The sequence below is a fragment of the Sphingopyxis sp. A083 genome, from assembly GCF_001468495.1.
Classification (GTDB): Bacteria; Pseudomonadota; Alphaproteobacteria; order Sphingomonadales; family Sphingomonadaceae; genus Sphingopyxis; species Sphingopyxis terrae.
This window is the reverse complement of record NZ_LNSK01000011.1, coordinates 62,142-85,687: the sequence shown is the minus strand read 5'-3', so window position 1 is coordinate 85,687 and position 23,546 is coordinate 62,142. Positions and strand designations below refer to the sequence as shown.

Annotated in this window: 22 protein-coding genes; 14 read left to right on the top strand and 8 right to left on the bottom strand. The window is 63.3% G+C overall.

The features are described from left to right. Window positions 1–392 precede the first annotated feature (392 nt). On the bottom strand, window positions 393–725 hold the full coding sequence (locus tag ATE59_RS15320) for a helix-turn-helix domain-containing protein (protein WP_003045066.1): 333 nt from the start codon (window positions 723–725) through the stop codon (window positions 393–395). Between the two features lie 351 nt (window positions 726–1,076). Between ATE59_RS15320 and ATE59_RS15315 the strand changes: the two genes are divergently transcribed. Both ATE59_RS15315 and ATE59_RS15310 read left to right on the top strand, forming a co-directional pair. Then, window positions 1,077–1,946: a hypothetical protein gene (locus tag ATE59_RS15315; protein ID WP_058813171.1), complete on the top strand. Its 870-nt coding sequence runs from the start codon at window positions 1,077–1,079 to the stop codon at window positions 1,944–1,946. Further along, window positions 1,933–2,706 (top strand): hypothetical protein, encoded by a 774-nt coding sequence (locus ATE59_RS15310; RefSeq protein ID WP_040590200.1) that lies wholly within the window; start codon window positions 1,933–1,935, stop codon window positions 2,704–2,706. Before ATE59_RS15315 ends, ATE59_RS15310 begins: the two co-directional genes overlap by 14 nt. A 154-nt stretch (window positions 2,707–2,860) precedes the next feature. On the opposite strand, the gene ATE59_RS15305 is transcribed toward ATE59_RS15310, so the two are convergent. Then, complete coding sequence (locus ATE59_RS15305; protein ID WP_003045075.1) at window positions 2,861–3,865, bottom strand: hypothetical protein; 1,005 nt, start codon at window positions 3,863–3,865, stop codon at window positions 2,861–2,863. Between the two features lie 527 nt (window positions 3,866–4,392). On the opposite strand from ATE59_RS15305, the gene ATE59_RS15300 reads away from it, so the two are divergent. From ATE59_RS15300 to ATE59_RS15285, 4 genes are all read left to right on the top strand, one after another. Further along, window positions 4,393–7,797, top strand: a complete 3,405-nt coding sequence (locus ATE59_RS15300; RefSeq protein ID WP_003045077.1) for a hypothetical protein — start codon at window positions 4,393–4,395, stop codon at window positions 7,795–7,797. Window positions 7,798–8,016: 219 nt separating this feature from the next. Further along, entirely contained in the window at window positions 8,017–8,781 is a 765-nt protein-coding gene (locus ATE59_RS15295; RefSeq protein ID WP_003045082.1) for a hypothetical protein, read from the top strand. Window positions 8,782–9,061: 280 nt separating this feature from the next. Next, window positions 9,062–9,706 (top strand): MobA/MobL family protein, encoded by a 645-nt coding sequence (locus ATE59_RS15290; protein WP_003045084.1) that lies wholly within the window; start codon window positions 9,062–9,064, stop codon window positions 9,704–9,706. Window positions 9,707–9,867: 161 nt separating this feature from the next. Then, window positions 9,868–10,164 carry a hypothetical protein gene (locus tag ATE59_RS15285; protein ID WP_003045088.1) on the top strand — a complete coding sequence of 99 codons (297 nt, stop codon included), beginning with the start codon at window positions 9,868–9,870 and terminating at the stop codon, window positions 10,162–10,164. Window positions 10,165–10,308: 144 nt separating this feature from the next. Here ATE59_RS15285 and ATE59_RS15280 read toward each other — a convergent pair whose 3' ends face one another. The 3 genes from ATE59_RS15280 to ATE59_RS15270 all read right to left on the bottom strand — a co-directional run bounded on the left by ATE59_RS15280 (window position 10,309) and on the right by ATE59_RS15270 (window position 15,458). Next, window positions 10,309–11,094, bottom strand: a complete 786-nt coding sequence (locus tag ATE59_RS15280; RefSeq protein WP_003045092.1) for a hypothetical protein — start codon at window positions 11,092–11,094, stop codon at window positions 10,309–10,311. A gap of 693 nt (window positions 11,095–11,787) precedes the next feature. Continuing rightward, window positions 11,788–13,062, bottom strand: coding sequence for an aminotransferase class V-fold PLP-dependent enzyme (locus ATE59_RS15275; protein ID WP_156416811.1), 1,275 nt, complete (start codon window positions 13,060–13,062; stop codon window positions 11,788–11,790). A 17-nt stretch (window positions 13,063–13,079) separates the two neighbouring features. Continuing rightward, window positions 13,080–15,458, bottom strand: coding sequence for a TonB-dependent receptor plug domain-containing protein (locus ATE59_RS15270; RefSeq protein WP_058813170.1), 2,379 nt, complete (start codon window positions 15,456–15,458; stop codon window positions 13,080–13,082). Between the two features lie 326 nt (window positions 15,459–15,784). Here ATE59_RS15270 and ATE59_RS15265 point away from each other — a divergent pair, with 326 nt between their 5' ends. The 5 genes from ATE59_RS15265 to ATE59_RS15245 all read left to right on the top strand — a co-directional run bounded on the left by ATE59_RS15265 (window position 15,785) and on the right by ATE59_RS15245 (window position 17,842). Continuing rightward, window positions 15,785–16,360: a helix-turn-helix domain-containing protein gene (locus ATE59_RS15265; RefSeq protein ID WP_082657450.1), complete on the top strand. Its 576-nt coding sequence runs from the start codon at window positions 15,785–15,787 to the stop codon at window positions 16,358–16,360. A gap of 38 nt (window positions 16,361–16,398) precedes the next feature. Beyond that, window positions 16,399–16,773, top strand: a complete 375-nt coding sequence (locus tag ATE59_RS15260; protein WP_058813168.1) for a hypothetical protein — start codon at window positions 16,399–16,401, stop codon at window positions 16,771–16,773. Window positions 16,774–16,817: 44 nt separating this feature from the next. Further along, window positions 16,818–17,273 (top strand): hypothetical protein, encoded by a 456-nt coding sequence (locus ATE59_RS15255; protein ID WP_058813167.1) that lies wholly within the window; start codon window positions 16,818–16,820, stop codon window positions 17,271–17,273. Between the two features lie 11 nt (window positions 17,274–17,284). Next, window positions 17,285–17,524 carry a helix-turn-helix domain-containing protein gene (locus tag ATE59_RS15250; protein WP_058813166.1) on the top strand — a complete coding sequence of 80 codons (240 nt, stop codon included), beginning with the start codon at window positions 17,285–17,287 and terminating at the stop codon, window positions 17,522–17,524. Window positions 17,525–17,638: 114 nt separating this feature from the next. Further along, window positions 17,639–17,842 carry a hypothetical protein gene (locus tag ATE59_RS15245; protein WP_058813165.1) on the top strand — a complete coding sequence of 68 codons (204 nt, stop codon included), beginning with the start codon at window positions 17,639–17,641 and terminating at the stop codon, window positions 17,840–17,842. A gap of 19 nt (window positions 17,843–17,861) precedes the next feature. Here the strand turns inward: ATE59_RS15245 and ATE59_RS15240 are convergent, their stop codons facing one another. After that, on the bottom strand, window positions 17,862–18,296 hold the full coding sequence (locus ATE59_RS15240; protein WP_058813164.1) for a winged helix DNA-binding protein: 435 nt from the start codon (window positions 18,294–18,296) through the stop codon (window positions 17,862–17,864). A 342-nt stretch (window positions 18,297–18,638) separates the two neighbouring features. Between ATE59_RS15240 and ATE59_RS15235 the strand changes: the two genes are divergently transcribed. Both ATE59_RS15235 and ATE59_RS15230 read left to right on the top strand, forming a co-directional pair. After that, entirely contained in the window at window positions 18,639–19,415 is a 777-nt protein-coding gene (locus ATE59_RS15235; protein WP_058813163.1) for an SDR family oxidoreductase, read from the top strand. Next, window positions 19,412–20,203 carry an enoyl-CoA hydratase/isomerase family protein gene (locus ATE59_RS15230; protein WP_003045121.1) on the top strand — a complete coding sequence of 264 codons (792 nt, stop codon included), beginning with the start codon at window positions 19,412–19,414 and terminating at the stop codon, window positions 20,201–20,203. The genes ATE59_RS15235 and ATE59_RS15230 overlap by 4 nt, the downstream gene beginning before the upstream one ends. A gap of 307 nt (window positions 20,204–20,510) precedes the next feature. On the opposite strand, the gene ATE59_RS15225 is transcribed toward ATE59_RS15230, so the two are convergent. Beyond that, window positions 20,511–21,239, bottom strand: a complete 729-nt coding sequence (locus ATE59_RS15225; RefSeq protein WP_003040721.1) for an enoyl-CoA hydratase/isomerase family protein — start codon at window positions 21,237–21,239, stop codon at window positions 20,511–20,513. A 189-nt stretch (window positions 21,240–21,428) separates the two neighbouring features. Between ATE59_RS15225 and ATE59_RS15220 the strand changes: the two genes are divergently transcribed. Beyond that, complete coding sequence (locus ATE59_RS15220; protein ID WP_082657449.1) at window positions 21,429–21,896, top strand: hemerythrin domain-containing protein; 468 nt, start codon at window positions 21,429–21,431, stop codon at window positions 21,894–21,896. Window positions 21,897–21,905: 9 nt separating this feature from the next. Here ATE59_RS15220 and ATE59_RS15215 read toward each other — a convergent pair whose 3' ends face one another. Then, window positions 21,906–23,546, bottom strand: coding sequence for a ShlB/FhaC/HecB family hemolysin secretion/activation protein (locus ATE59_RS15215; RefSeq protein WP_156416810.1), 1,641 nt, complete (start codon window positions 23,544–23,546; stop codon window positions 21,906–21,908).

The following is a 23,546-nucleotide window of genomic DNA, read 5'->3' as shown; positions in this document are numbered from 1 at the left end:
GATCGCCACCCGATACGACAAGACACTTCTCTCGTTCGAGAGCTTCCTCAACCTCGCCGCCTCGCGCCTATGGCTGAAGTCTTTTGTCAACACGACCTAATGTCCTGCGCGGACGCGGAAAGCGGGGTCAGCGCGAGTGCGATTACAAAAAGCCATTTCATGGGAAGGATTCTAGCGCGGTTAACTTACCAATTTCTTGAACATCCTCGATCGATCGAGCCGAATGTCCGCTATGCGAATATTCGTCCCAAAGACCGGCTGACAGAACCGGCAATAGCCGAATCGACCAAAGCGCCGACCGCGCCGAACTCCTTTGCTGCGGACGTGGCGCCGGTGACGACCACGACGGTATGGGTAGGGCATTAGAACCAGTGCTAAGAGCGCCCGCTCCGCTACCGCCCGGACCGACGGTTCTGCATTCCCTTTATAATGTCTCCAAGAACCAAGCGATCTTGGTGATCGAGAGATTTCAGATCACGGTACATGACGAGCAAATGCTCGTCATCGCTATCTTCGTCCGGCTTCTCCCCGACAAGGCTTGCGATAGATACCTCAAAATGATCGGCGAGCTTTCGGACAAGTTCGATCGACGGATTCTTGGCGGTGCCTTTCTCAAGCTCCCAGATATGCGCCTTCGACGCACCGATGGCGTCAGCCACTGTTTGAAGCGATTGCCGCTTTGCCGTGCGAAGGTTCTGCAGCCTCATCGCCAACGACATGTCCATGACCTCCCTCGACACAACCTAACATGAGAGCAACGCCATAGGAATCAAAGAGCGTTCGGTCAAACGAACGACTTCGTCCGACCGATTGACTCTAGTCGTTGTCTGATATAGCGAACGATAACGTAACTACGAATCTTACTGATGGCATCGCATGAACCACCGTCGGGATACCATTCCCCACCCTCGCATCTGGGCAGTCCACTCGGCAGCGAAACCTGGGGTCTCGGACCGATCATCGCTTGGCCGACATGCGAAAATGATACGCACTCGGAGACCGCCCCGGGGGCAGCACCATGACGCGTAGCCGGAAGCGATCAGCATCCGTGCCGCAGATTAAGCTGGAGAGAAGAAATGGCTAAAACCACCAAGTCCAAGGCGCTAGTGCCCGCTGGGCAGCGCAAGACGTCCGTGATGCGAAAGGCAGCCACGGTTGCCGTTGCGCCGGCCACGGACGGCACACTGCTGCCGATCCTCGGCTCCGACCTCGCTCTGGCGAAGCTGATCGGCGACGGAGGCGATGTCATGCGAGAGGGCGGCGTCGTTCTCGTAACCGGTCGCGCTTATGCGACCCGCGCGTGCGTCGTTCCCGCGGAAGAAATATTCTATGATCAGGCAGCGCGGCCCGATGGCAAGGGGCCGTGGCTCGGAGAGGCGGACAAGATCAGCTGGCGCGACGAGGCGAGTGGCTATGACTGCATCATCTTGCGTGACACGGAAGATGGTTTTCTGTCCGGATATGTCGGCATTCCCCACGACCACCCACTCTGGGGCTGGGATAATGGCGCAGTTCCGTCGGACATCGGGATCGAGGTGCATGGCGGTTTGACCTATTCAAGACTGTGCGAGGAAGGGCCGAGTCCGGCGCGTCGTTTAGCCGTCGAGGCGCGCCGTATCTGCCACGTGACATTACGCCCGGCGGTCTACCATCGGGTAACGCACGCTACCGATCACCGGGTCGAAGACCCGCACGCATGGTGGTTCGGCTTCAGTTGCGATCATGCGTACGATCTCATTCCCAGGCATGCGCAGGGTTCCTCCAGGCCCAAGTCATCGGAACTCGCACGGACCTATCGCGACGATGCCTATGTTGTCCGGGAAACGGTTGCGCTCGCTGCCCAGCTGCGCGCGATCGCGGAGGGGGACGCAGCGCCCCAGCGCGACGACCAGCCGCCGCCGATCGGCCTCGATCCCAGTCGCGGAGGTGGCCGTGGCCGACTTTGATCGCCACGCCAGCGAGCTCCCATGGGGATGGTGGTTTCGAGCCAATCCGCGCGGCTACGAGGATGCAGCGGGACGCCATTGGTCGAGCGTCAGGGACGCCTTCTGGGAAGGAGAACTTGGCTTCCCGCCGGTCCACTTCGCACCCGAACAGCATGAACTGATGCTGAGGGTAATGACCGCGATCAATGCGAGCTGGTTTGGCACGGAGAGCAACCACGATGTTTTCGGCGGGGACATGATGTTCTGGCGATTCTATCAGTGCTGGCTCGCCAGCATCGGTATGGTCGAGACATCGGAGGGGAGGAACGTCTTCGATGGGGGATTGAGCTCATTGGGGAAGTCGGTCCTCATGATGCTGCAGGCCACGCGCGAGCCGGAATTCGAGCGCCTGCCGATGTCGGCGGTTGTGGCGGCGGTCAGTGCGAGCAAGGGGCTCGACGCCGAGGCACGAGAGCGGGCGCTGATCACCTTTGAGCAGCAGGTTGGGTTTCGTCGCCATCTGTTCGCGCGCGAAGATTTGGGAAGTCGATACCTGGTGACGTTGACCGGACTTAAGGTTGGCGCGCGGATGCCGACGCGCAATATCGCGTGGTCGCAGTCCTTCGCCGATGCAAAATCGCGTGATGACCTCTTCGCTTGGCTCGCCGAGCGGGTGCATCGTTGGGATGATTGGGGTGAAATCGCCTACCGAAGGAGCGCGGCTGCGCTTACAAGCCATCTGTTGTCGGCGATCATCGGTGCGGGCGGTCTGTCTCGCTGAACCCTATCCGGTAGCGCAATTAGTGCTGTCTTGGCGTTATCACGACAAGCAGGCGCCGCTATCACTTTGCGCGCCCGCTAGCTTAGGCAGCCTCGGCCCAATTCCAAAAGAGGCAAGTATGTGAAAGGACCCAACCCGCGCCGAACGAGGGGTGTTATAGCTCAAGACGCGCGCATATTGCTGATAGTTCATTTTGAACCAACGGGTGGTCAACTGCGGTCTCGAACATGCCGGCGACCGATGGTGCGTCCGGTCGGGCGTTAAGCCGAATATCCCCTGCAGACGACCGCGCGTACAGTTTCCGAATCTTATTGGGGCCGACCCGGAGCCACTCGACAAGTTTCTGGGCAACGACCGGATCTGTTCGAGGTGCTTCCCGACGTGGCGGCCACAGCTTTTCATTGTCTTGACCATTGCGGGTCGGCGGAGTGTCCATCTGCAGCGGCTCGGCAACGGCAGCCATCGGCTGGACGTCATTTTCAGGTTCCGGGTTGCTATGGTGCGCCTTGCTCTGCTCGGCGGTGAGCCAGCGGTTTACCTGCTCGATCTTGTTCGGATCGCGCAAATAACTACAGATGAGGTGCGTAGTGTCCGACGTCGCGTCGCCTCGGCGGATGATGGTCTCCAACTGCCTGATTGCATCCTCGCGATTACTGATCGCTTGACGAAGCGCTTCCTGCTCATCGGCAGAGAAAGCATCCATTTCGAACCCGATGACGCTTGTTGAGCGCTCCGCCTTCGGCCGCGCTTGGGGACGTGAAGCAGTAGGTAAAGATCGGATCATCTCATCATAGAAGAGTCGTGCGATCGCAAGCCGGAGCTCCGCCCAACGCAGGGCGTTCGCCCGATCGTCGGAATATTTGGCGATATATTCGTCGTGCGCTCGTATGAAGTAGCCTTCAGCCCTGCGCAATTCACTGATCGTCGCCTCAGGCTTCAGGCCAGGGTTGCGCAAGGTCTTGCGGAGGTCGGCGAAAGCCGGTCCATTCAGATCCTGGCCCGCGAACATGGTTTCGATCGTGACGGGTTTGCCACTCGCTTGGGCGGCTTGGATGATGGCGACTTCAAGCTCGCGCGTCAATTTTTCTATCTGAGCAGAATGCGCAGTCAGACCTTCAGCGATTACGCGCGCTATGGCCTCTGCAAGCAAGTTTTTCATGATTATCTCCTTGCTTGGTTGGTAGGTTGGAGCCCCGATGGGCAACGAGCCATTCTGTCGCTGATAAGGCACGGTTCGTCGCCAAAACCTGACATTCAAGCTCGTTGTTCCACTGCAAATTGGTGCATGGATATTACAACGAGCATTTAAATATCCAAATACCGGATATTGGAACGATTTCGCCGCCACCGAGATCGGTATCGTTGCAAGTCAGATAGTATCTGAAGCCGATATTCTCTCATGCTGAGAGATATCCGGTTCGAGTTCAAAATCTCTTATCTAAATAGCTTTCGGAATATCGGTAATGTATCTATAATATCTGAATAAGATATCGAGAATATATCGGGAGTAACTGAATATTTTTTGCGAAATAGGTTAGCTGCCCATTCTTCGATTGTGGAAGCTAACATCAACATGATATCCTTCGGATTAGGAAGGTCGGTTTCGCTCGGGACTTCCCGAGCGGGCGCCTGCCGCGGGCTGGTAGGACGGGCACAGCCCGCCTTTGGAAGCGTGGACTGGAGATCATGGATCCGATCGGAACTTTTCGCAGGCGCGCAGCAAAGCGGATCATCCGCGACTTGCCGCTCGACCTGGCGGAGACCGAACTCGATGATCCGTTGGGGCTCCTGCGCGGCAAGGTTCGGGCAAGTCTCGATTCCGCGCAGCGCTGGGAGCGCGGGAAAGCAGCTCCCGCCCGGCGCGCCTGGTTCGGCATTCCGAGCGTGCCGGACATATCCCGGCTAACGAGCGCGGCGGGGGAGCGCAGCTTCCACCTGGCGCGCAACGTAACCCGCGAGCGAGCGGCGGCCGCGTTCGATGATTATGCGACCGGTAAGATCGGCGATGCGAATGCGGAGCCGGAAATAGCGGCAGAGGAGCGGCCCGCTGCGACGTTCGACCGCTACACGCAGGATCATGGCCATGACCATCGCCAGATCCTTGTCACCACGCTCGATCCGGATCCGGTCAAGCGAGCCAGGCAGTGGGACGCGGTCGAAGCGCACGAGTTTGGGCGGCGCCAGAACAAATCCGCCGGGCCGCCGCGTCTCAACATCAAATATGAAATCGCGCCTGCTTTTCTGGCGGGCGCTGCGCTTCGCGCCGATTGTCCCGAAGGTCTGCGTCACATTCTCAACGCCGAGCAGAGGCGGGTGGATGGCGGCAAGGCGCTCGGCAAAAAGCGCCAGTCGGTTGGTGTGCCGTGGATCGATCCGGAGGCGCCTGCCGCGCTGAAGTGGCTCGCGGCGCTGCCCGGCTGGCCGGATGCGGATCCGCCGGTGAAGCTCAGCGAAGGTCGCGGCAGCTATGCGGTCATCGCGGGCGAGGCGGAGCTGCCCGCCGATCTTGACGGCGCGGCGCACGAACGCATTCTCGTTGGCGCGAACGCTTGGGTGCAATCGCTCGCCAAATCCGAAAGCGGCGATGCTGACGCAAATCGGGTCGTGCCCGCCCTGTTCGTGCGGCATGAACCCGACGCGCTCAATAATCTGACGAACTGGCACCTGCATTTCCAGGTCGGCAAGCGCGCGGTAACCATCGATGACGACGGTGCACTGGCGTTCGACGTTCACGTCGTGCCGCGAATAGCGACCAGCTTCATGAAACCCTTCCGGTGCGAGATCGCCCGTCTCGTCAATGTCGAACTCGATGCGTTTGACGCTGATTACCGCCTCTCGCCAGAAACCTATGCGAAGATGGGGCTGGATGCGCAAACCATGCGTAAGGTCGGCGGCAAGGCCACCGTACTCGAACGCGCCGGGGACGCGCCGGATGTGTCGCTCGACAATGCAGCGATTGGCTGGGCGCGCGTGCTCGCGCGGCAGTTAGCAAAGCGCGATGCAGATTTGGCGGACGCCGATACGGCTTTCGAATTACGCGAAGCGCGCGTGCGCGAAGTCCGCACTTCGGACGACCGCGACCGGCTGGAGCGGTTATCGCTCGACCTTCGCGATCGCGAGCATGCCGCGATCCGGCTGCGCGCCGAGGCCGCCGAGATCGAAACGCTGTGCGCTATGGCGCGCAGCCATCCGCGTATCGTTGCGAGATTTGCCCCGGGCTATGCCGACAAGGCGCGTAAGGACGGACACGATACCTATCTGTCGCACGCCTGGACCCGGCGGGGTAACGAGGCCGAAGCCTATCTCGATGAACTCGAACTGGAGTTGGTCGTTGAACAGGCCGCGATAGCCGAGCGCCGCGAGCAGGCGAAGTTTCTCGAACGCGCCGCCGCCGATCTTCGCGAACGGCTCGATCGAGACCTGGGACTTGCGATCCAGAACCCTGAGCCGACCCGCGTTGTCGACGCAATGCTGTCCAACGAGGTCAGCTCCGCAACGATGCTGGATCCCAATGCGGTGATGAAGCGCATCGCCGAGACGCCGCTCCTGCTCAGCGAAGTCGATGGACGCCTGGTCGTGCTTCCTGTCGACGATCCTCAGGATTTGATCCACGGCGTCGATTTGAATGCCGCACCCTATCGAAAGCGGCTCCCGGCGATCCGCGATACCCAGCAGAAGGAACTCGCCCAAGTCGGCGCGTTGCTGACCAAGCGCGGGCCGGCAGGTTTGGATGATGATAATCTCGTCGACAAAAGCGCGTGGCTGCAAGCGGCGGTGAGGCGCTGGCGCGATACTCCCGAGATTGGGCGGCGGATCAAATTGCGCGATCTGCGCATTCAGGCGACCCGCGAAATCGCGTCAGGCCGCCTTCGGGATGCCGACCAAGAATTTGCGCTGTCGCCGCCACGCGCGCTCGATCAGCCCTTGCCGACGATGGCATCGCTCGGCGCACGCGGGTTCGCCATGGTGGGGTTGGGTGAGATCACACCCGGCCGCGAACCAAAGCCAGTGCCAGCCAAGCTTTCGTCCCGTGCAGAACTGCCGCGACAATATGATATTCCCGCCGACGAATATGTTCCTGTCGCAGCGCAGCAGACCAAGACCCTACGCGATGTTCGCCCTGACGATTATCTATCTATCCATAACAACGGGCGGGAACAGTTTGACAATCTATACGAGCGGCTCGCCGCCTCGCCAGTCAATGGGCCATTTCCCGACAGACCGACCAACGACCAGCTCCAAGCGCTAAAATCGGTCATCGAGACCTATCCTGTCCGCATCGCGCACTGGCGCGGCGCGTTTCGGATCGACCTGCACGACGACCCCCGCGGGTGGTTCGACACCCCTTACATCCGGAGCGAGGCGGGACAGAACCTGCTTTCTGCGATTGTCGATAGGCGGGCGCAAATGTTCAGGAACCTGCCCGATATCGATCCGGCGCGCCGGCCAACGGCTTGGGACGTGGAGCAGAAGCGACGGGCATCTTGGCTTGATCGACCTGCCACGCACCTCGCGCCGGTCCCTGCCGAATTGATGGACACATATCAGGAAACCGACCCTGCCGCCCTGTGGCGCCTTGCGCCTGTCCCTTTCCTGTTCGCGCGGCGTGCGGATGCCAAGGCACCGGACACAGTGGAGTCGCTGCGCAACACCCTCGGACCCCGCGCCGATTGGCTGACACGGCCTGACATACGCGCCCGCACCAGAGCCGCCTGGTTGGTTCAGCAGGAAACGCGGAGCGATATCCTGCATGATCTTATGGTCGATTCCGGCTTGCTGCCCGCAGCGCCGCCGCGGGCAAACGAAGCGGACCGCTTTCGGCACATGGGCGATCCGCTGCTCGACGAAGAGTGGCTGCTGGTCAAGCGCGGTTCGGTGCGGTTCGATCCGCCGAAGGAGGCGGATCGGTTGAAGCGCGCGCTGGCATCGGCGCGGTCCGGTGGGGATATGGCGGCCGCCGGGGTGATCATGTCGCTCGAGATCAAGCGGCGAACAGCGAAGCAAAAGACGAAGCGGTCGAAGTCGTCGAAGCGCCTTCATTCGCCCGCTCGCGGGCTGCCCGGCCGAGAACCCGGCGGCCGCGGACGCTGATCGGCAGGCCCTCAGGGAGGGTCTGCTTCTCTTAAAATGACGATCACGCCTGCGGCGCAGCCTCAGACCGACCTCGCATGTCCGCCGGATGGAAAAGCGGGACGCGCCTTCGCGCCCGCTGAACAATGGAGACGCTGACGCGGGAAGCGAGGAACAGGGTGAAAGGAAAAGAGGCAGGAGTTCTGTCTCGGATCCCTGATCCTCCGAAAGGAGAATATCGTGAACGAGTATCAACTTCCCAAATGCTTGCAGGTGATCGGTCTGGCATGCATTCCTGTCAACGACATACCAGACGAGCATCCGGCGCTGGCACGCAGGCCGGTTGCGGCGGCGGTCCTGACGATGGTCGATCAAGAAGATGGTCATCGCTGGGTCAGCACGATCTGTGTCTCCGACGCGCGCAAGTCGGAAATCCCATTGCCGCACTTGCTCGACAAGACGCTGTTGCCGGCCGCAGTCCAGATCGTGTCCACGGCCGATCGCATGACGTTGGCGATGGACGCGATGAGCCGGCGCTTCTTCGTCGAGCCGGCTCTTGCAGAACTCTGCTTTGGCAAGACAGCTATCGATCCCGTCGCAATGGGTGACCATGGGTTCGATGAGCGAACTGCGTGCCGTCGTTTCTCCATCCCGATGCCCGAGATCGGCGATGTGGACATCGAGCTTGCCTGGTCGCGCTCCGCGCCGACGGCAGCAGAAGACCATGCGCTTCGCGTCGCGACCGCGCGGCTAATGCTGTGGGCGCATGTCGAGGCGTTCCGCAGCGCGCGACCGGAACCCTTTTTCGAAACGATGCTGGCGCTGCGCAACTGGATCGATGCCAGCGAGTATCTGACAGCCGCGCTCGCCGATATCGGGAACTCTCGCCCCATCCGCCGTGCAGACTCGTTCGCGCATCATTATCGCGACTATCGCCAACGCCTTGCAGCGGGCGACGAAAGCGCGAGATGGGTTAGCTTCGAAGACGGGCTGTTCCACACATGAGCGAGCGTACTCGTAAGCCCACCATGGAACGACAAAATGGCCTCGCTGCTCGGGTCGCGCGAGCAGCGAGGCCTGCGAGCGTGCATATGCACAACGCTTCGCATGCGACGAGCCGCTGTCATGCCCGTCAGGGCGCGGACTAGCGACCAGCTTTAAATATCCGGTGAATCGACGTCCAGCAGCCGTTGCGGCGCCGTCTCTCCGTCCCTCCATCAAACCCAAATCAGCAAGCGGACCGCTGCGATGCGGTCCCTTTGTCCTTTGTAGAAAGACGTACCAAATGACGACCATCCACAACATCCGCCCGTTCAACACCCGCTATGTGATCCGGGAACGCTCAAGCCGTTATACCCCCGAACTCTTGCGCACGCACCGAACCGCGCAGGCGAGCTACGCTTACATCAACCGCCAGAATAGCGTCGACGAATGGGGGCCGACGCCGAACTGGGCGTCGCGCTCCGACCTCGCGGCGGCGGGCCGATGTGCTCCTGCCCGCGCCGCTGGACCCAAGCTGGGGGGAATTGCGCTGTGGGCACAAGCGGACGAGAATGCGGCCCGGTATCGGCCCGACGAGCCGACCATCGCGCATTGCGTTGGCAGTCTGCCGCGCCATGAGGACCTCGCCTTCTGGCGCAATCTGATCGAAGGCTTTGCCGAGGACTATCTCGTGGCCCGCGGCATGGTCGTCGACTGGGCGATCCATCACCAAGCGGAAACCGACGATCAGCCCGAAATCGCACCGCACGTGCATTTCCTCATTACCTTGCGAGGATATGACCCGGAGCACCGCGATTACGGCAAGGTTCGCCAGAACTGGCTGCGGACGGACAACTCTCGCAAGCGCCTCGCCGAGCGTTGGTGGGACCGTACTGGAATCGTCCCGCCCGAATATGTCATGGCAGCGACAGCGCAAAAATCCCGCTGAGATCGGGTCGGCACCGAGCACCGGTAACGCCCGGTGCCGAACACCCTGAATATCGCATTGCCTGTTCTGGCTTCAGAAGGATCGGATAGCGAAGTCTTCAAACCAGAACAGGAGAGAAATTGAGCGGAGAGGGTGATCTGAAGGTCGGAGGAGAAAATAGAATGTTTATCGTTGAACTAACTGCTGTAGTCATTGCCGCGTATGTCACGGCCCTCGTTATGCGCGAAATGCCGCGCCTGTTTGCATTGCTCGTCGTCCAGATCGCTGACCGGCTGTCGGGAGCTAGGCGCACTCACATCGTGGAAGCACTTAACGGTCGCCAAGTCCCAGTGACTTGGGCGGCAACGTCGGAAGATCGCAATTTGTTGCACGCCGCCATGCGCTCCACGATGCGTGTGACGACGTTTCGCTCGCTCTATCCTCTGAACCGCTGGAATCGGCTGTTAGGCCCATTTTGACTGTGACAATTTCCCAGAATGATTTGCATGAGCTTCGCCTCGCCCGCCAAACACGGCATTCTTTAAATTCGAACCGTGCGACGTCGCGGAGCCAGTGTATCCAAGGAAGCGGAGATCTCAGATGATGGCTTTTCGGGCGAATGCTTACCTCCCGGTCAATTGGCGATAGAGTGACACGATTTCCGACTTTGATAAGCTCGGATTGCCCGCCACGTTGAGCGCGACCTTGGCGAAGTTGAGCCGTTTCATTATTGGCTCCACATTACCTCGAATGAAATAGTGGGAAGACGGACTCCGCGTGAGGTCTCGGTGCACGCGACCTGCTCGCGCACCGACGCGCTGTATCGCGAAGTCGGCTCGTTCTGGCGTCGTCCAACTCCAATCCCGATGGTGGAACGCGACATGTTGCAACTCTCGCAGGTCATCGCGACGCTCCCAGATTTGGAATACAGCCGGTACATCGTACGGCTTGGACCTGAATAGGAACGCGTCACGCTGCACAGTCTCCTCGTGGATTAGATGGAAGTTACGATCAAGGCGATTTTCTATGGAGGCCTTCCGAATTGATCTCGGCAGTATGAGTGCGATGACACTCGCCTGGCACGCAGCATGGTTGAAGAAGCGCACTGCTATACTGGCATTCCGGCCGAACGGCGGATTGCCGATCACAGCCACCTCTCGTTCGCTGCGGATTTCAACGCATAGGAAATCAGCTGTGCGGATACCCGGATATTTTGGATCAACATCAAACGCGAGGCTCTCATGGGGCATCAGTCTGAAAAACGATCCGGTGCCAGCGCTCGGCTCGACTAGCTGATATTGGTTCGGATCAAAATACTCCTGGAACACGCCATATAGTTTTCGTGCGACTTGTTGACACGTATAATACTGATCGAGCAGTACATCCTGCGGCTTTGGCCAAATTTTCATTTTTCACTCCTTGGAGACAATATTCCATCTCGTCGGACGTGATTATTTCGCCGACCCTGAGTTATAGGATCGTCGCAATGTCATCCCAAGCTACTCAGAAGTTTTTTTCATTTATTCGAATTTCAATAGATCTGGGCGCAAGGTAACGGGTGCCCGCCCGCACCGCGGGTGGCCTCCAGTCATATTTTCTGGAAGCATTATCGCAGCGCTGCTACCTGAATTGACGCGCTTAGTCGGTGGACAGGCAAGATTGCAGCACTGATTTAGGTGTATTTGCCGCGCGGTCAGCCCTTTTCTCGCGGACTAACTTGGTAGACGCGGTACGAGGGGTTTTTCTGATTGCTGACGAGATAGGACGGCGCCTACGAGGCGCGGTTGCTATGGAGAACCTTTTTCATTGGGGCGAGAGCGGGCGGCATGCGATGTGCAAATTAACGCCGTGACATCGCTTAACAACGCGCTGCGCAAGAGCCCAGGGGCCCGTACTCGTACGCAGCACCGAAGCTCTATTGCAGTTGGTCTGTGATGCCACTAACTGTAGCCAGTGAGTGTAGCCAGTCGCAACTGGTGCCACGCGAGAATGGCCGAAATCAGGGCTTTTTGAGGTGCAGCTTTTCCTTAGGTGAGGTTCCTGCCGCCCCAGCCAGCCGGTTCAAGTCGATGGCGGAGGCCAGAGCGGCCTCGCAGTCCGCTCTAGCGCAGCATATCCTGCAATGCCGCGACGAGCCGGGTCATGTCGTTTGCGTTGTTGAAGAGCGCCGGCGTGACCCGGACGCATGCGCCGCGGGCCGGGCCGGAGCGGTGGACCGTGAAGATGCGGTGGTCGTCCAGCAGGCGCTTTGCGATCGCGATATTGTCGGCCTCGCTGGTCTTGCCCGAAAGCCGAAACGAGGTGATGCCGCCGTGCAGGCGCGGGTCGTTGGGGGTCAATATTTCGATTCCCGGCACGCCGCGGAGCGGCTCGGCCCACAGATCGCGCAGGTGGCGCAAGCGGCCGGCGCGCGGCGCGTCGCCGATCGCGTCCTGAAAATCGAGCGCGGCCGGCACGCTGAGCTGTGCCGCAAAATCGACCGTGCCGGTGTGGACGCGGCTTTGGGCCTTTGGGCTGAACGGCGGTGCATTCGCCATGTCGGGATCTATCCGGTCGAGCTTGTCCCGGCGGATATAGAGCGCGCCGACGCCCAGCGGTGCGCCGATCCATTTGTGCAGGTTGAGCCCGACGAAATCGGCGTCGAGATCGGGCAGGGCGAAGTCGAGTTGCCCCCAGCTATGCGCCGCATCGACGATCGCATCGACCCCGCGCGCCCGCGCCATGGCGATGATCTCACGCACCGGAATGACGAGGCCGGTGCGATGGCTGAGGTGGGTGAGCAGGATCAGGCGCACGCGCGGATGGGCGTCGAGTGCCGCCGCATAGCAATCGATCAGCCCCTGGTGTGTCGCCGGTTCGGGGAGCGCGATCCGCACGATATCGACCCCGCGCCGCATCTTCAGCGAATCGCAGCATGCCTGCATGCTGTCGTAATCGAGATCGGCGTAGAGGACGGCATCGCCGGGGCGCAGCCCGTTGTAGCCGCCGATCAGCGCCTTGAGCGCTTCGGTCGCGTTGCGCGTGAAGGCGATCTCGTCGGGCGCGACGCCGAGCTTGGCGGCGACGCGCTTTTGCACCGCGATCAGGTCCGGCGCCATACCGCGCCGCGCATAATAGCTTGTTTCGCGGTTTACGCGCTCGATCGCGACTTCATAAGCCCGCAGAACCGGGTTCGCCATCATCCCCCAATTGCCGTTTTCGAGCTGGGTGATGCCGGGAACCACATCATAGTGCCCGGCGACGCCCGCCCAATAGGCTTCGTCGTCGGGCGGCGCGGACGCTGCCCCGCTGCGCACCGGTGGCGGCAGGGTGTCGGCACGCCCTGCCACCGGTAATGCCGCCGCGGCCATCAGCATCTGTCTGCGGTTGAGGTCCATCGTCCGCGCCTTTCGCCCTAGAATGTGATGCCCAGGCGGACATAATATTGGCCGCCGTCGGTGTCATAGGGGGCGTTGCGCGAATAGATGAGGCCGCGCACCGCTTGGTTCGTCGCTTCGTCGGGATAGGTGTTGAAGATATTCTCGGCCCCGGCGCGCAGCGTGACATGCTCGTTTAGCGCCAGGCTTGCCGACAGATCGAACAGCATGATCGAACCGAAGCGCTGGAAGACATCGCCCGTCGCGTTGCCGCTCACATCGGTCCACGCGCCATAATAGCGCGCCCGCGCCTGTATCCCGAACGGGCCGACGCTGTAGCCCAGCGAGGCGGTGGCGTTGTGCTTGGGCAGCCGGTCCTCGAACAATATGCGCTGCGTCTCGTTGCCGATGGCCGCGGTCGTGCCGCTCGTCACCTTCGTCTGATTATAATTATACGCAAGGTTCACATCGGCGCGCCCGGGGCCGATGTCGCGTGCATAGCCGAGCACGAGATCGATGCCGCGCGTCCGCGTGTCGAAGTCGTTGGTGAAATAGGTCACCGCGGTAAAGCGCTGCGGATTGGGCAGGTCGGCCGGAACGGCAAAGGTTGCCGACTGGCCGAAGCGGTCGCGCAGTTTGATCTGATAGACGTCGATGCTCGCGGTCAGGCCGAAGGACGACTGGAATGTCAGCCCCGCCGTCAGGTTCCGTGACTTTTCGGGCTTGAGCGGCTGGGCGCCGAGGGCAATTGCGATCGGGTCATTGGGTGACAGCCGGCCGCGGTTGAAGATCTGCAGCGTCGTGGTGTCGAGGCCCTGCGTCGTGTTCACCGCGTTGAGCTGACCGGGAGTCGGGGCGCGGAAGCCCGTCGAATAGGTCGCGCGCAACGCAATGCCGCGAACCGGCTCCAGCCGCGCCGACAGCTTGTAGTTGAAGGTGTCGCCGAAATCCGAGAAATCCTCGTAGCGGCCGGCGGCGCCCAGCGTCAGCGCCTCGATCGGGCGCAATTCGACGTCGAGGTAGCCGGCATAGCTGGTCTGCGACCATTCGCCGGCGTTGAGCGGGCTGAAGCCGGGAAAGCCGTTGCTGTTCGGGGCAAGCCCCGATGCCGCCCCCGGCCCGATCGCATAGGAAGCGGGGTCACCAGGATAAATGGCATAGGTTTCCTTACGCCGTTCGGCACCGAAGGCGATGTTCGCTGGTTCGACCATCCCGAGCGGCAAGCGATAGACGAAGTCGGCATTGAGGTTGAATTCGCTCTGCCGCAGGCGGCCAAGGTAGAAGCTGGTCGGGCTGTCGGGGCCAAGCGAAGCGTTGAGCGATTCCTGCATCGTGTAATCGATACGGCTGCGCCCGGTCGACGCGCTGAGGTCATAGGTGAAGGTATCGCCCGCCGCGCCGCGGATTCCCCCGACCGCCTGATAGTCGTCATACTGGCTGCCGAAGCGCGGCGTGAAGCCTGCCGGATACAGGTCGGTGAAGCTGAAGTCGGGAAAGGCCGGGCTGGGGTTGTAGACATTTCCGGTGTTCGCGGGATTGCGCCAGTTGAAATCGGTGACACCCTCGCCGTCAGCGATCGTCCCGAAAGCGTAGAGGGTGATCGCGTCCGCAATCGCATAGTCGGCGTTGATCGCGCCGCGCACCGATCGCAGATCGGGCTGGCCCCAGCGCTGAACCGGATTCGGGATGACGAGTTCGGGATGCGCCGCCTGAAAAGCCTCTGCATCGGGGCGCTGGCGCGTGCGCGATGTCGCGTCCGATTTGGTGAATTCGCCGCTAAAGACGATGGAACCGCGGTCGCCGAGCGCTACCCCGCCTTGGGCACCGGTCTGATAGCTTGCGCCGTCGCCTTCATAATATTGCGAATATTGCCCGAAAGCGTCCATTCCGGGCTGATCGTCGAGAATGATGTTGATGACGCCGGCGATCGCATCCGAGCCATATTGCGCCGATGCTCCGTCTCGTAGCACCTCGACCCGCTTGATCGCAAGATTGGGAATGGTCGCAAGATCGGCGGCCTGCGCACCGCGCGTCCCGAGCAGCGCCGAGCGGTGATAGCGTTTGCCGTTCACCAGCACGAGGGTCTGGTCGGGGGACAGACCGCGCAGCGTCGCCGGGCGCACGAACGCGAGCCCGTCGGCCGCGGGCAACCGCTGAACATTGAAGGAGGGGAGCAACTGCGCGAGCGAGTCCGACAGGTCGTCGGACACGCTGCCGTCGATCGCCTGCGACGAGAGGACGTCGATCGGCGCCAGCGTATCGAACTGGGTGCGCCGCGTGTCGCGCGTTCCGGTCACGATGATGGCATCACCGTCCTTTGCCGCCTCGACGTCGGTGGAAACGGCTTCTTCGGCGAAGGCTATCGAAGGCGCAGCAAATTGCAGCGCGACAAGCGCGCAGGCGGTGAGGCTTTTCATGGATGCTCCTTGGGAACGCGAGGGAGAGAGGTTTGTGATCCGGTTCGCGGGCCAAGTAGGAATTCAATATGACAGGTGCATGTCGCTTCGGCCCGTCGTCGAATAAAGATTGCCGGTGCAGCGGTTTGCGTCGTCCTTCGGCGCTTGGGCGCCGGACGATGGCCATGTCCGCTGGCACAGGCGACTTTTGCATTGCCCTTCGTTACGGTTCGCCCGATAGGCTGAAGGCGGTCGGCGCGACGAAGCGGTGCGCCTGACGGGGCAGGGATGGACGCAGGCGATGGCCTGTTACGGGCCCAAGGACGGTAAACCAAGGCGCGGAATCGATGAGTCGGGCGGATATGGGAAAGGATAGCGGCATTGGCAGCCTGTCGGCTGGCGAGATCGACTGTCTGAAAGCCGTTGGCGAAGGTCTGGCGTCCAAGGAAATCGCCCGCGTGCTTGGTCTTTCGCCGCACACGGTCGACGCCCGGCTGAAATCGGCATGCGCCAAGCTCGATACCAAATCCCGCTTCGTCGCGGCTAAGATCTGGGCCGAGAGTGCTGGCGCCGTGGACGGCGCGGTAGCGGCCGCAGCCAGCACCAATTTGGTATATGAAAAGTTCGACCTTCCCGATTCCGACCGCCTCGCCGACAAGGGGGCGTCGGCGGGAGATGGTGTCGGTCCCGACGATCTCGAGCAACGGGACAGGCAGGTGGGCGGCGCCGGGAGCGCTTCCGACGATGCGGCCGCGTGGCTGGAGCCATCGCATCCGATCGCCACATTTTTCGGGGGAGAGAACGGGCTTTCGATCTGGTGGCGACTGGTCATCATCCTGGCGATCGCGATCGGGGCCAGCATCGCGTTCGGGGTCTTGCTGAATGGCTATGCCGGCGTTTCGAAACTCCTGTCGACCCCCTGAAGGCGCGTTGTCGCGGCAGCGCGCGCGGGGAGAAAATCATGCTGAAAGAACGACTGGCCGTGGCCAACAAGCTCGCGAACGAGGTGCATGCGGCCGAAGCCGCCATCGACAATGCGATTGCGAAGCTGGGCGTGCTCGTGACATCCTTGCCCGATGCGCAGGCGGGGGCCCGCCTGTCGGCGGTGGTCGGCGACCGTGCCTTCGCGCATCTTCAGTCGGCGGTTGCCGGCCTGTTCGAGGGTCGGTCGCAGGTCGTCGCGCTCCACAATGAACTGGCCTCGCTGAAAGACCGGGTCGGGCTGCGCAATATGGTCGTCGGATCGGGCGATCTGGGCAAGGTGGTTCCGGCGAGCGCGACGCTTGCCGAGAGCGACGCGGACACGCCGCGCCGGCCGGCCACGCGGGCCGCCTGAAGCATGTCCCGGGTCGTGGGTGCCGATAAGCGGAGGCTCGCCGATTGATCTGGGGCTATATCTATCTTTTCGTTCTTCTGTCCGTTCTGGTGTATGTCCAGTGGGCGGGCGAGCGCGAAACGCGCTTTGCGATCTGGACGGTGTTCGTCGCTTCGGTGCTGACGCCGGCGGCTCTGATCATTTCGGGCACGCGCTTCGAGACGTTCAGCCTGCTCGTGACGCTGCTCGATTTCGTCATGCTCGCGGTCTATCTCGGTCATGCGCTGGTCAGCCGCCGCTATTGGACGCTGTGCCTCCCGGCGTTCCAGCTCATCACCTGTATGACGCATCTGACGAAGCTGGTCCTGCCCGATCTCTGGCCGCGGCTCTACTCGGCGGGGCAAGGCTTCTGGGCCTATCCGCAGATGCTGGTGATCGTGCTGGCAACCGCATGGTTTCAGGCCGACCGAAGGCGGCGACGCAAGCAGAATGACGACGCCGCGCGCCGCAACGCGCGCTAGATTGGTCTTATATGTTCGATGATTTCGATCCGCCGCTGGCGCCGGGCGTGGCCGCCAAGGCGGGCGCGGTTCTGGCCGCGATTGCAGACGATCGCCGCGGTATCGACGATATAGCCCTGACGACGGGACTGGCGGCATCGACCGTGCTGCGCGTCGCCGCGCTGCTTCAGAACCGGGGGAGGGTGGTCGTGACTGAAGCGGAGGGCGCTCTGTGGCTCTCCGGCGGCGTTTCGGATTGCCGCCGCCGCTGACGTCCGATCCGGACCAGTTCGACATTTCCGGCATGCCCGCCGTCTGCTAACGCCGCTCCCGCTCGCCGCCGCCAAGGGTCCGTTGCGCCGCGAGTTCGAGGACAAGCGCGGTCTATGACGAAGGTTCCAGACGAGACGAAGCGGCTGCGCGGCGTGCGCGATGTGCTGGTGGGGCAATTGGCCCTGCTCGATGCCATCGGCGAAGCGCAGGCGGCCATCGAACTCAACTCGGCGATCGAGATATTGAACGGCCGGATCGGCGAGACCCCTTCGGCCGAGGAGATGGCGCGGCTTCAGCAGCGCTATTTCTCCGACTGACCCGCGGGCAGAAGCCCGATCAGAAGCCCTGCAGTCCGGCGAAATAGAGATCGAGCCGCACCAGCGCATCGGCGCCCAGACCGACATAGACGCGGCGCCCGTCCGCGGGATCGCGGGCGCGCACCAGCCACCCCTTTTCGGTCATCACCTTGATCCAGCGCAGCGCGGTCGTGGGCGGGACGGCGGCGGCGATGCACAGGCTGGTCACCGCGACATTCTTTCCTTCATGATGCGACGAATAGAGGTCGAGCAGAATGTCCCACACCGGATCGGCGAAGACCTCGGCGCCGAACAATTGTTCGCGGCGTCGGCGATGCCGGATGAGGTTGCGCACCATATGCGCCCGCGCTTTCGGACAGAAGGGCGGGGCGCCGGGCGACAAGTCCGCCGGTTCGGCCGCATCCGGATAATCGCCCCAATGCTGATCCGTCATCACCGCCAAGGCGTGCGTCATGTCCCGTTCCCCATTCGCAAAAGCTGATGCGATAGTGGTGGGGGACGCCGCATTGTAAAGTTGCGGATTTGGTATGCCAATTAAGGGTGGGGAGCGGAGGCCCTTTATCCCCCGTCCGCCACGCTTGGCGGCTGCGACGGGGGAACAGGTTGTGTGTGCACAAAAAGAACAATAGGGGAACAAATATAGTTGGTCAACCCCCCGCGCGGCGTTTTTCCGTCAGCCAGGGGCGGAAGGGCTTGCCATCGCTCGCCGTTGACGTAAGCGTCAACTTAACTGACGGTGCGGCCCTGCCGCCGCCCGCGCATCGCCCGTCCGGCGGCCAGGACAAGGGAGAGACATATGGCTAGCGAACCGAAATTCGACCTCAGCGGGCGCGTCGCACTGGTGACCGGCGCGTCGTCGGGGCTGGGCGCGGGCTTTGCAAAGGCGCTCGCCGCGGCAGGCGCGAAGGTGGTGCTCGCGGCACGCCGCGCCGACAAGCTTGCCGAGCAGGTCGAGGCGATCCGCGCAGCGGGAGGCGAAGCGGTCGCGGTCAGCATGGACGTTACCGACGAAGCCTCGACCAAGGCCGCCTATGACGCCGCCGAGGCCGCGTTCGGCACTGTCGATACGATCGTCGCCAACGCCGGCGTCGCGACCGAGAAGGTGGCGCTTGGCCTGTCGGTCGAGGATGTCGATTTCCTCCTCGCCGCCAATGTCCGCGGGGTCTTCCTGACCGCGACCGAAGGCGCGCGCCGGCTCGAGGCGGCGGGCAGCCGCGACAAGGAAAATGGCCGCATCGTCATCATCGGGTCGATAACGGCGGAAAAGATCTTTCCGGCGACCTCGGTCTATGGCGCCACCAAGGCTGCGGTTCGCCACATGGGCAAGGCACTTGCCCGCGAATGGGCGCGGCGCGGGATCAGCGTCAATGTCATCCAGCCGGGCTATTTCGAATCCGAAATGACCGCCGAACTGTTCGCGAGCGAGGCGGGGGCCAAGTTCGTCGCGAGCTTCCCGCGCCAGCGGCTGCGTCCACCGAGCGACCTGCACACGCCGCTGCTGATGCTGTGCTCCGACGCGGCGCGCGGTATCACCGGTTCGGTGATCACCATCGACGACGGCCAGACGCTGTGAGCGGCGAACTGCTGATCGAGGCGCGCGGCCAGATCGAGATCGCGACGCTTAACCGGCCCGCGCGGCTCAACGCGCTGAGCGAGGGGCTCGTCGATGAACTGAACGACTATTTCGGCGGGCTGGCCGCGCGGCCCGCGGTGCGCGTCGTCATCCTGCGCGGGGCGGGGCGCGGCTTTTGCGCCGGGCTCGACATTCAGGAGGACCGGTCGAGCGACGAGACGCCGGTGCTGCGCACGCTGCGCACCCAGACGAGCATCGGCAATATCTATCGCAAGATGCGCGCCTGTCCGCAGCCGATCATCGCGCTGGGCCACGGCGCCGCGGCGGGCGGCGGACTGTCGCTGATGCTCGCCGCCGATGTGCGCTATGCGGCGCCCGGCTTTCGGTGCAACGCCGCCTATATCCGCATCGGGCTGGGCGGCTGTGACATGGCGTCGAGCTATTTCCTGCCGCGCCTCGTCGGCGCCAGCCTGGCGGCGGAGATGATCCTGACCGGCCGCTTCATCGACGCCGAGCGCGCGCTGTCGGCAGGACTGGTGAGCGAGATCGTCGCCGAGGACGAACTGCTGGACCGCGGCCTGGCGCTCGCCGAAGAAATGCTCGCGACCAGCCCTTGGGGACTGCGCCTGTCGAAACAGGCGCTCAACCTCAACATCGACGCACAGAGCCTCGACGCCGCCATGGCAATTGAGGATCGTCAGCAGGTCATCCTGTCGGCAACCGAAGACCATAAGGAAGCGCTCGGGGCCTTCCTCGGCAAACGGCCTCCGGCGTATCGCGAGCGGTGAGGGGGTGTCGGGGTAGACGGGGGATTGGCAGCTAACGACCGATCGTAGACATCTTCTTTATCGTCATCCCGGACTTGATCCGGGATCCATTCACGCCGCGTCGGAAGAATGGATTCCGGATCAAGTCCGGGATGACGACCGAGGTGGAGCCCAGCGTCTATATGTGTTCCCCGGCGAAGGCCGGGGTCCAGAGATTTACATTACCAACACCGGCTTTTGATGCTCTGGGCCCCGGCTTTTGCCGGGGTACACAAAGCGGTTCACCACAACGTCCGCTTCCCTCCCCACAACCGCCGCTGGGCGACCGTCAGAACTGTCGCGCCACCCTTTCGGCGACGTCCGGCGCAACGCCGGCGCTGTTGAACACTTCGTGCGCGAGGCCGGCGGCGAGGGGGAGGTCGGCTTGTTCGCGGTAGAGGCGCTTGTAGGCGAAGACGCTGTGGCGCGACTGGGCGGCGATCGCTTCGGCGAGGGTGCGGACGGCAAGGTCGAGCCGGTCGTCGGCGACGCAATGATTGGCAAGGCCGATGCGCGCGGCCTCGCGCCCGTCGACCGGCAGGCCGGTGAAGCTCATCTCGCGCGCCTTCCATTCGCCGACGCGGCGTGGCAGGCGCTGGCTCATCCCCCAGATGGGGACGAGCCCGAACTTGCCGTGCGTATCGGCGAAATGCGCGCTTTCCGCCGCGACGATGATGTCGCCGGCCAGCGCCAGTTCGAGCCCGCCGGTAAAGCAGCCACCCTGCACCGCGACGATCACCGGTTGCGGCAGCTCGGCAAGGCGGGTGACGATCGACGCCTGATAATGCGGCCGCGGCGCTTCGACCCCGCGTTCCTTGAGGTCGTTCCCGGCGCAGAAGACCGGCCCGTTCGCGCGCAGCACGACCACGCCGATCGCATCGCCCGCGGCCGCGAGATCCGAAATATGCGCGTCGAGTTCGGCCCATAGCGCGAGGTTGAGCGCATTGCGCTTGTCGGCACGATTGAGCGTCAGCGTCGCGATCCCGCCTTCGTCGGCGCGCAATACCAGATCCGTCATTCACCCGATCTCCATCCCGTTTCGCGCCAGCATGGGCGGTCGCTGTGGGCAAGTCCAGTCGGTGCCGACGCCAACGGCACCGCCCGCGGCGGCGGACCCGGTGGGCGTATGGCCGAGCGTGCTTAACGCTCTTTTCAGCATGCGGCGTTATGCGGGCAAGTGAGGGACCGCTCGACTGGAGGGTGGTTCATGCCTTTGACGCAGGAAATGCGCCGATTGCGCGCCGAACATGCGGCGCTCGTCACCCTGTCGGGCTTCATGATCGAATTTGTCGCAGGCCGGCGCCCGCCGCGGCCGACCGAGCTGGCCGCGGTGCGCGGGATGTTTCGCGATACGCTGGTACGTCATCTGAAGTGCGAGGATTGGGCGCTCTATCCGCGGTTGCAGACGAAGGGCGAGCCGGTGCTGGCCGAGCTTGCCGCGCGCTTCGTCGACGAGATGGGCCATATCGCCGAGGCGTTCGAGGCCTATGACAGCTATTGGACCCAATTGCGCGTCGAGGCCGACTGGCCGGGCTTCTGCGCCGAAACGCGCGCGATCCTGACCGCGCTGGGCGACCGCATCGCGCGCGAGGAAAGCGAGCTTTATCCGGTCGCCGAAACGCTGTTCAAGGCCGAGGCGCCGCCACCTCGCGAGCGCGGGCGCCGTACCGCCTGAGAGCGCCGGTCAGGGGCGGATCGAGACTTTCCAGGCGAGCGCGACGCGCCAGCCCTGATCGAAGCCGGGGGCGGGCTGGTTCCACGCATCGGCGAACTCGACCCCGATCGTCGCATTGTCGCGGTACGACAGGCGCACCCCGCCGCCCCAGCTTCCCAGATCGAACCGGCTGCGCGGGGTCGCGGGGCGCGCGAGCAGCGTCACATCGGCATAGTCGGCGAAGGCATAGACCTCGCTCTTCGCGAGCGCGCCCTTTGCCAGCGGGCGCAGTGCCAGCTCGCCGAAGCCTGCATAGCCGCGGTCGCCGCTGACCAGCCCGTCGTCGAAGGCGCGCCCGAAGCTGGCGCCGCCGACGCTGAAGCGCTGCGCCGCGGGCAGCCGGTCACGCGTCCAGCGCCCGGTGGCGGCGGCGCGCAGCACAACGCGCTTGCCGATCGCCTGATTCGCCTCGATCGCCGCATCGGCATAGAGGAAGCCCGCTTCCCCCACCGCCGGATCGACGCGCGCGCCGGCGATGTCGAGGCCGCGCGAGACGCCGATGCGGGCGCCGACGACGCTGCGGTCCTCGGTCAGGCGAAAGGCCAGCGCGCCGCTGGCGGTCCAGCTTTTTTCCGCCGCGATCGTGGTGCCGAACAGGGCGTTGCGCGAATCGAGATAGTCGAGCCGACCCGACAGGGTCAGGGTGCGCCGCGTGCTGCGGATCAGCGGGTGGGTCACCGCCAGCCCGCCGCTCCACGCCTTGCCGTCGATGGCGAGCGCACGCGGCCGGGTGCGTAGCGCCGCGACCGACAGCTCGGCGCGCGTGCCCGCGGCGCCCAGCGGCGTCGAATGGCGGGCGTTGATGTAGAGCAGCGATTTCAAATCGACCGCCGCCGCGCCGCCGAGCTGGCTTTCGTCGCCGCTGCGCAGAAGGCTGTAGCCGCGCGCGGTCGCCTCGACGATGCCGTCGCGGACATAGGGGCTCGACCGCGTCGTGAAGCCGACGCCGAGCGTCGGGCGGCTGGCGTCGACCGCCAGATCGAGCGCCACCGCGCCGGGACTGTCGCCGAGCGCCAGCGTCGGGGTGACCTTGGTGCCCGGGATGTCGGCGATAGTGCCGAGCGCGCGTTCGAACCGGGCGCGCGGCAATGGGGCTTGCCCCGGCAGCGGTGCCGCCATGCGCGCGATCAGCGGGGCGGAGCCGCCCTTCGCATCGCCGCTGATCGTCACGCGGCTGATATGCCCCTCGGCCGAGGCGACGGTGACGACGCCGTCCGCAAAATCCTGTTCGGGGATGACGAGCGTGAACAGCGCGACGCTCGACCGGTTATAGGCGCGCGTCATCGCGGCGGCGAGGCGCTTCAGATTTTCGGTCGAGGCGGGGCGGCCGATATAGCGCTCGGCTGCCTTGGCAACATTGGCGGGGACGCCTGCCCCGATGAAGCGGACCTTGCGGATCGCGATGTCGGGGCGCCCCTGCGGCGCGGTGCGTGCCGGCGACGGCGCTGACATCTCCGGATCGGGAAGCGGGAAAGGCCGGTCGCTGGTCGGGGACAGCGGCGGGCGCCCCGGTTCGAGCGGGGTGGCCGACGGTTGGGCGGCAGACGCCGCGGCGGGCAGCAGCATCGCTGCTGCCAACGCCGCGGCGCCGCACCGGTTCGGGCTGCGCAT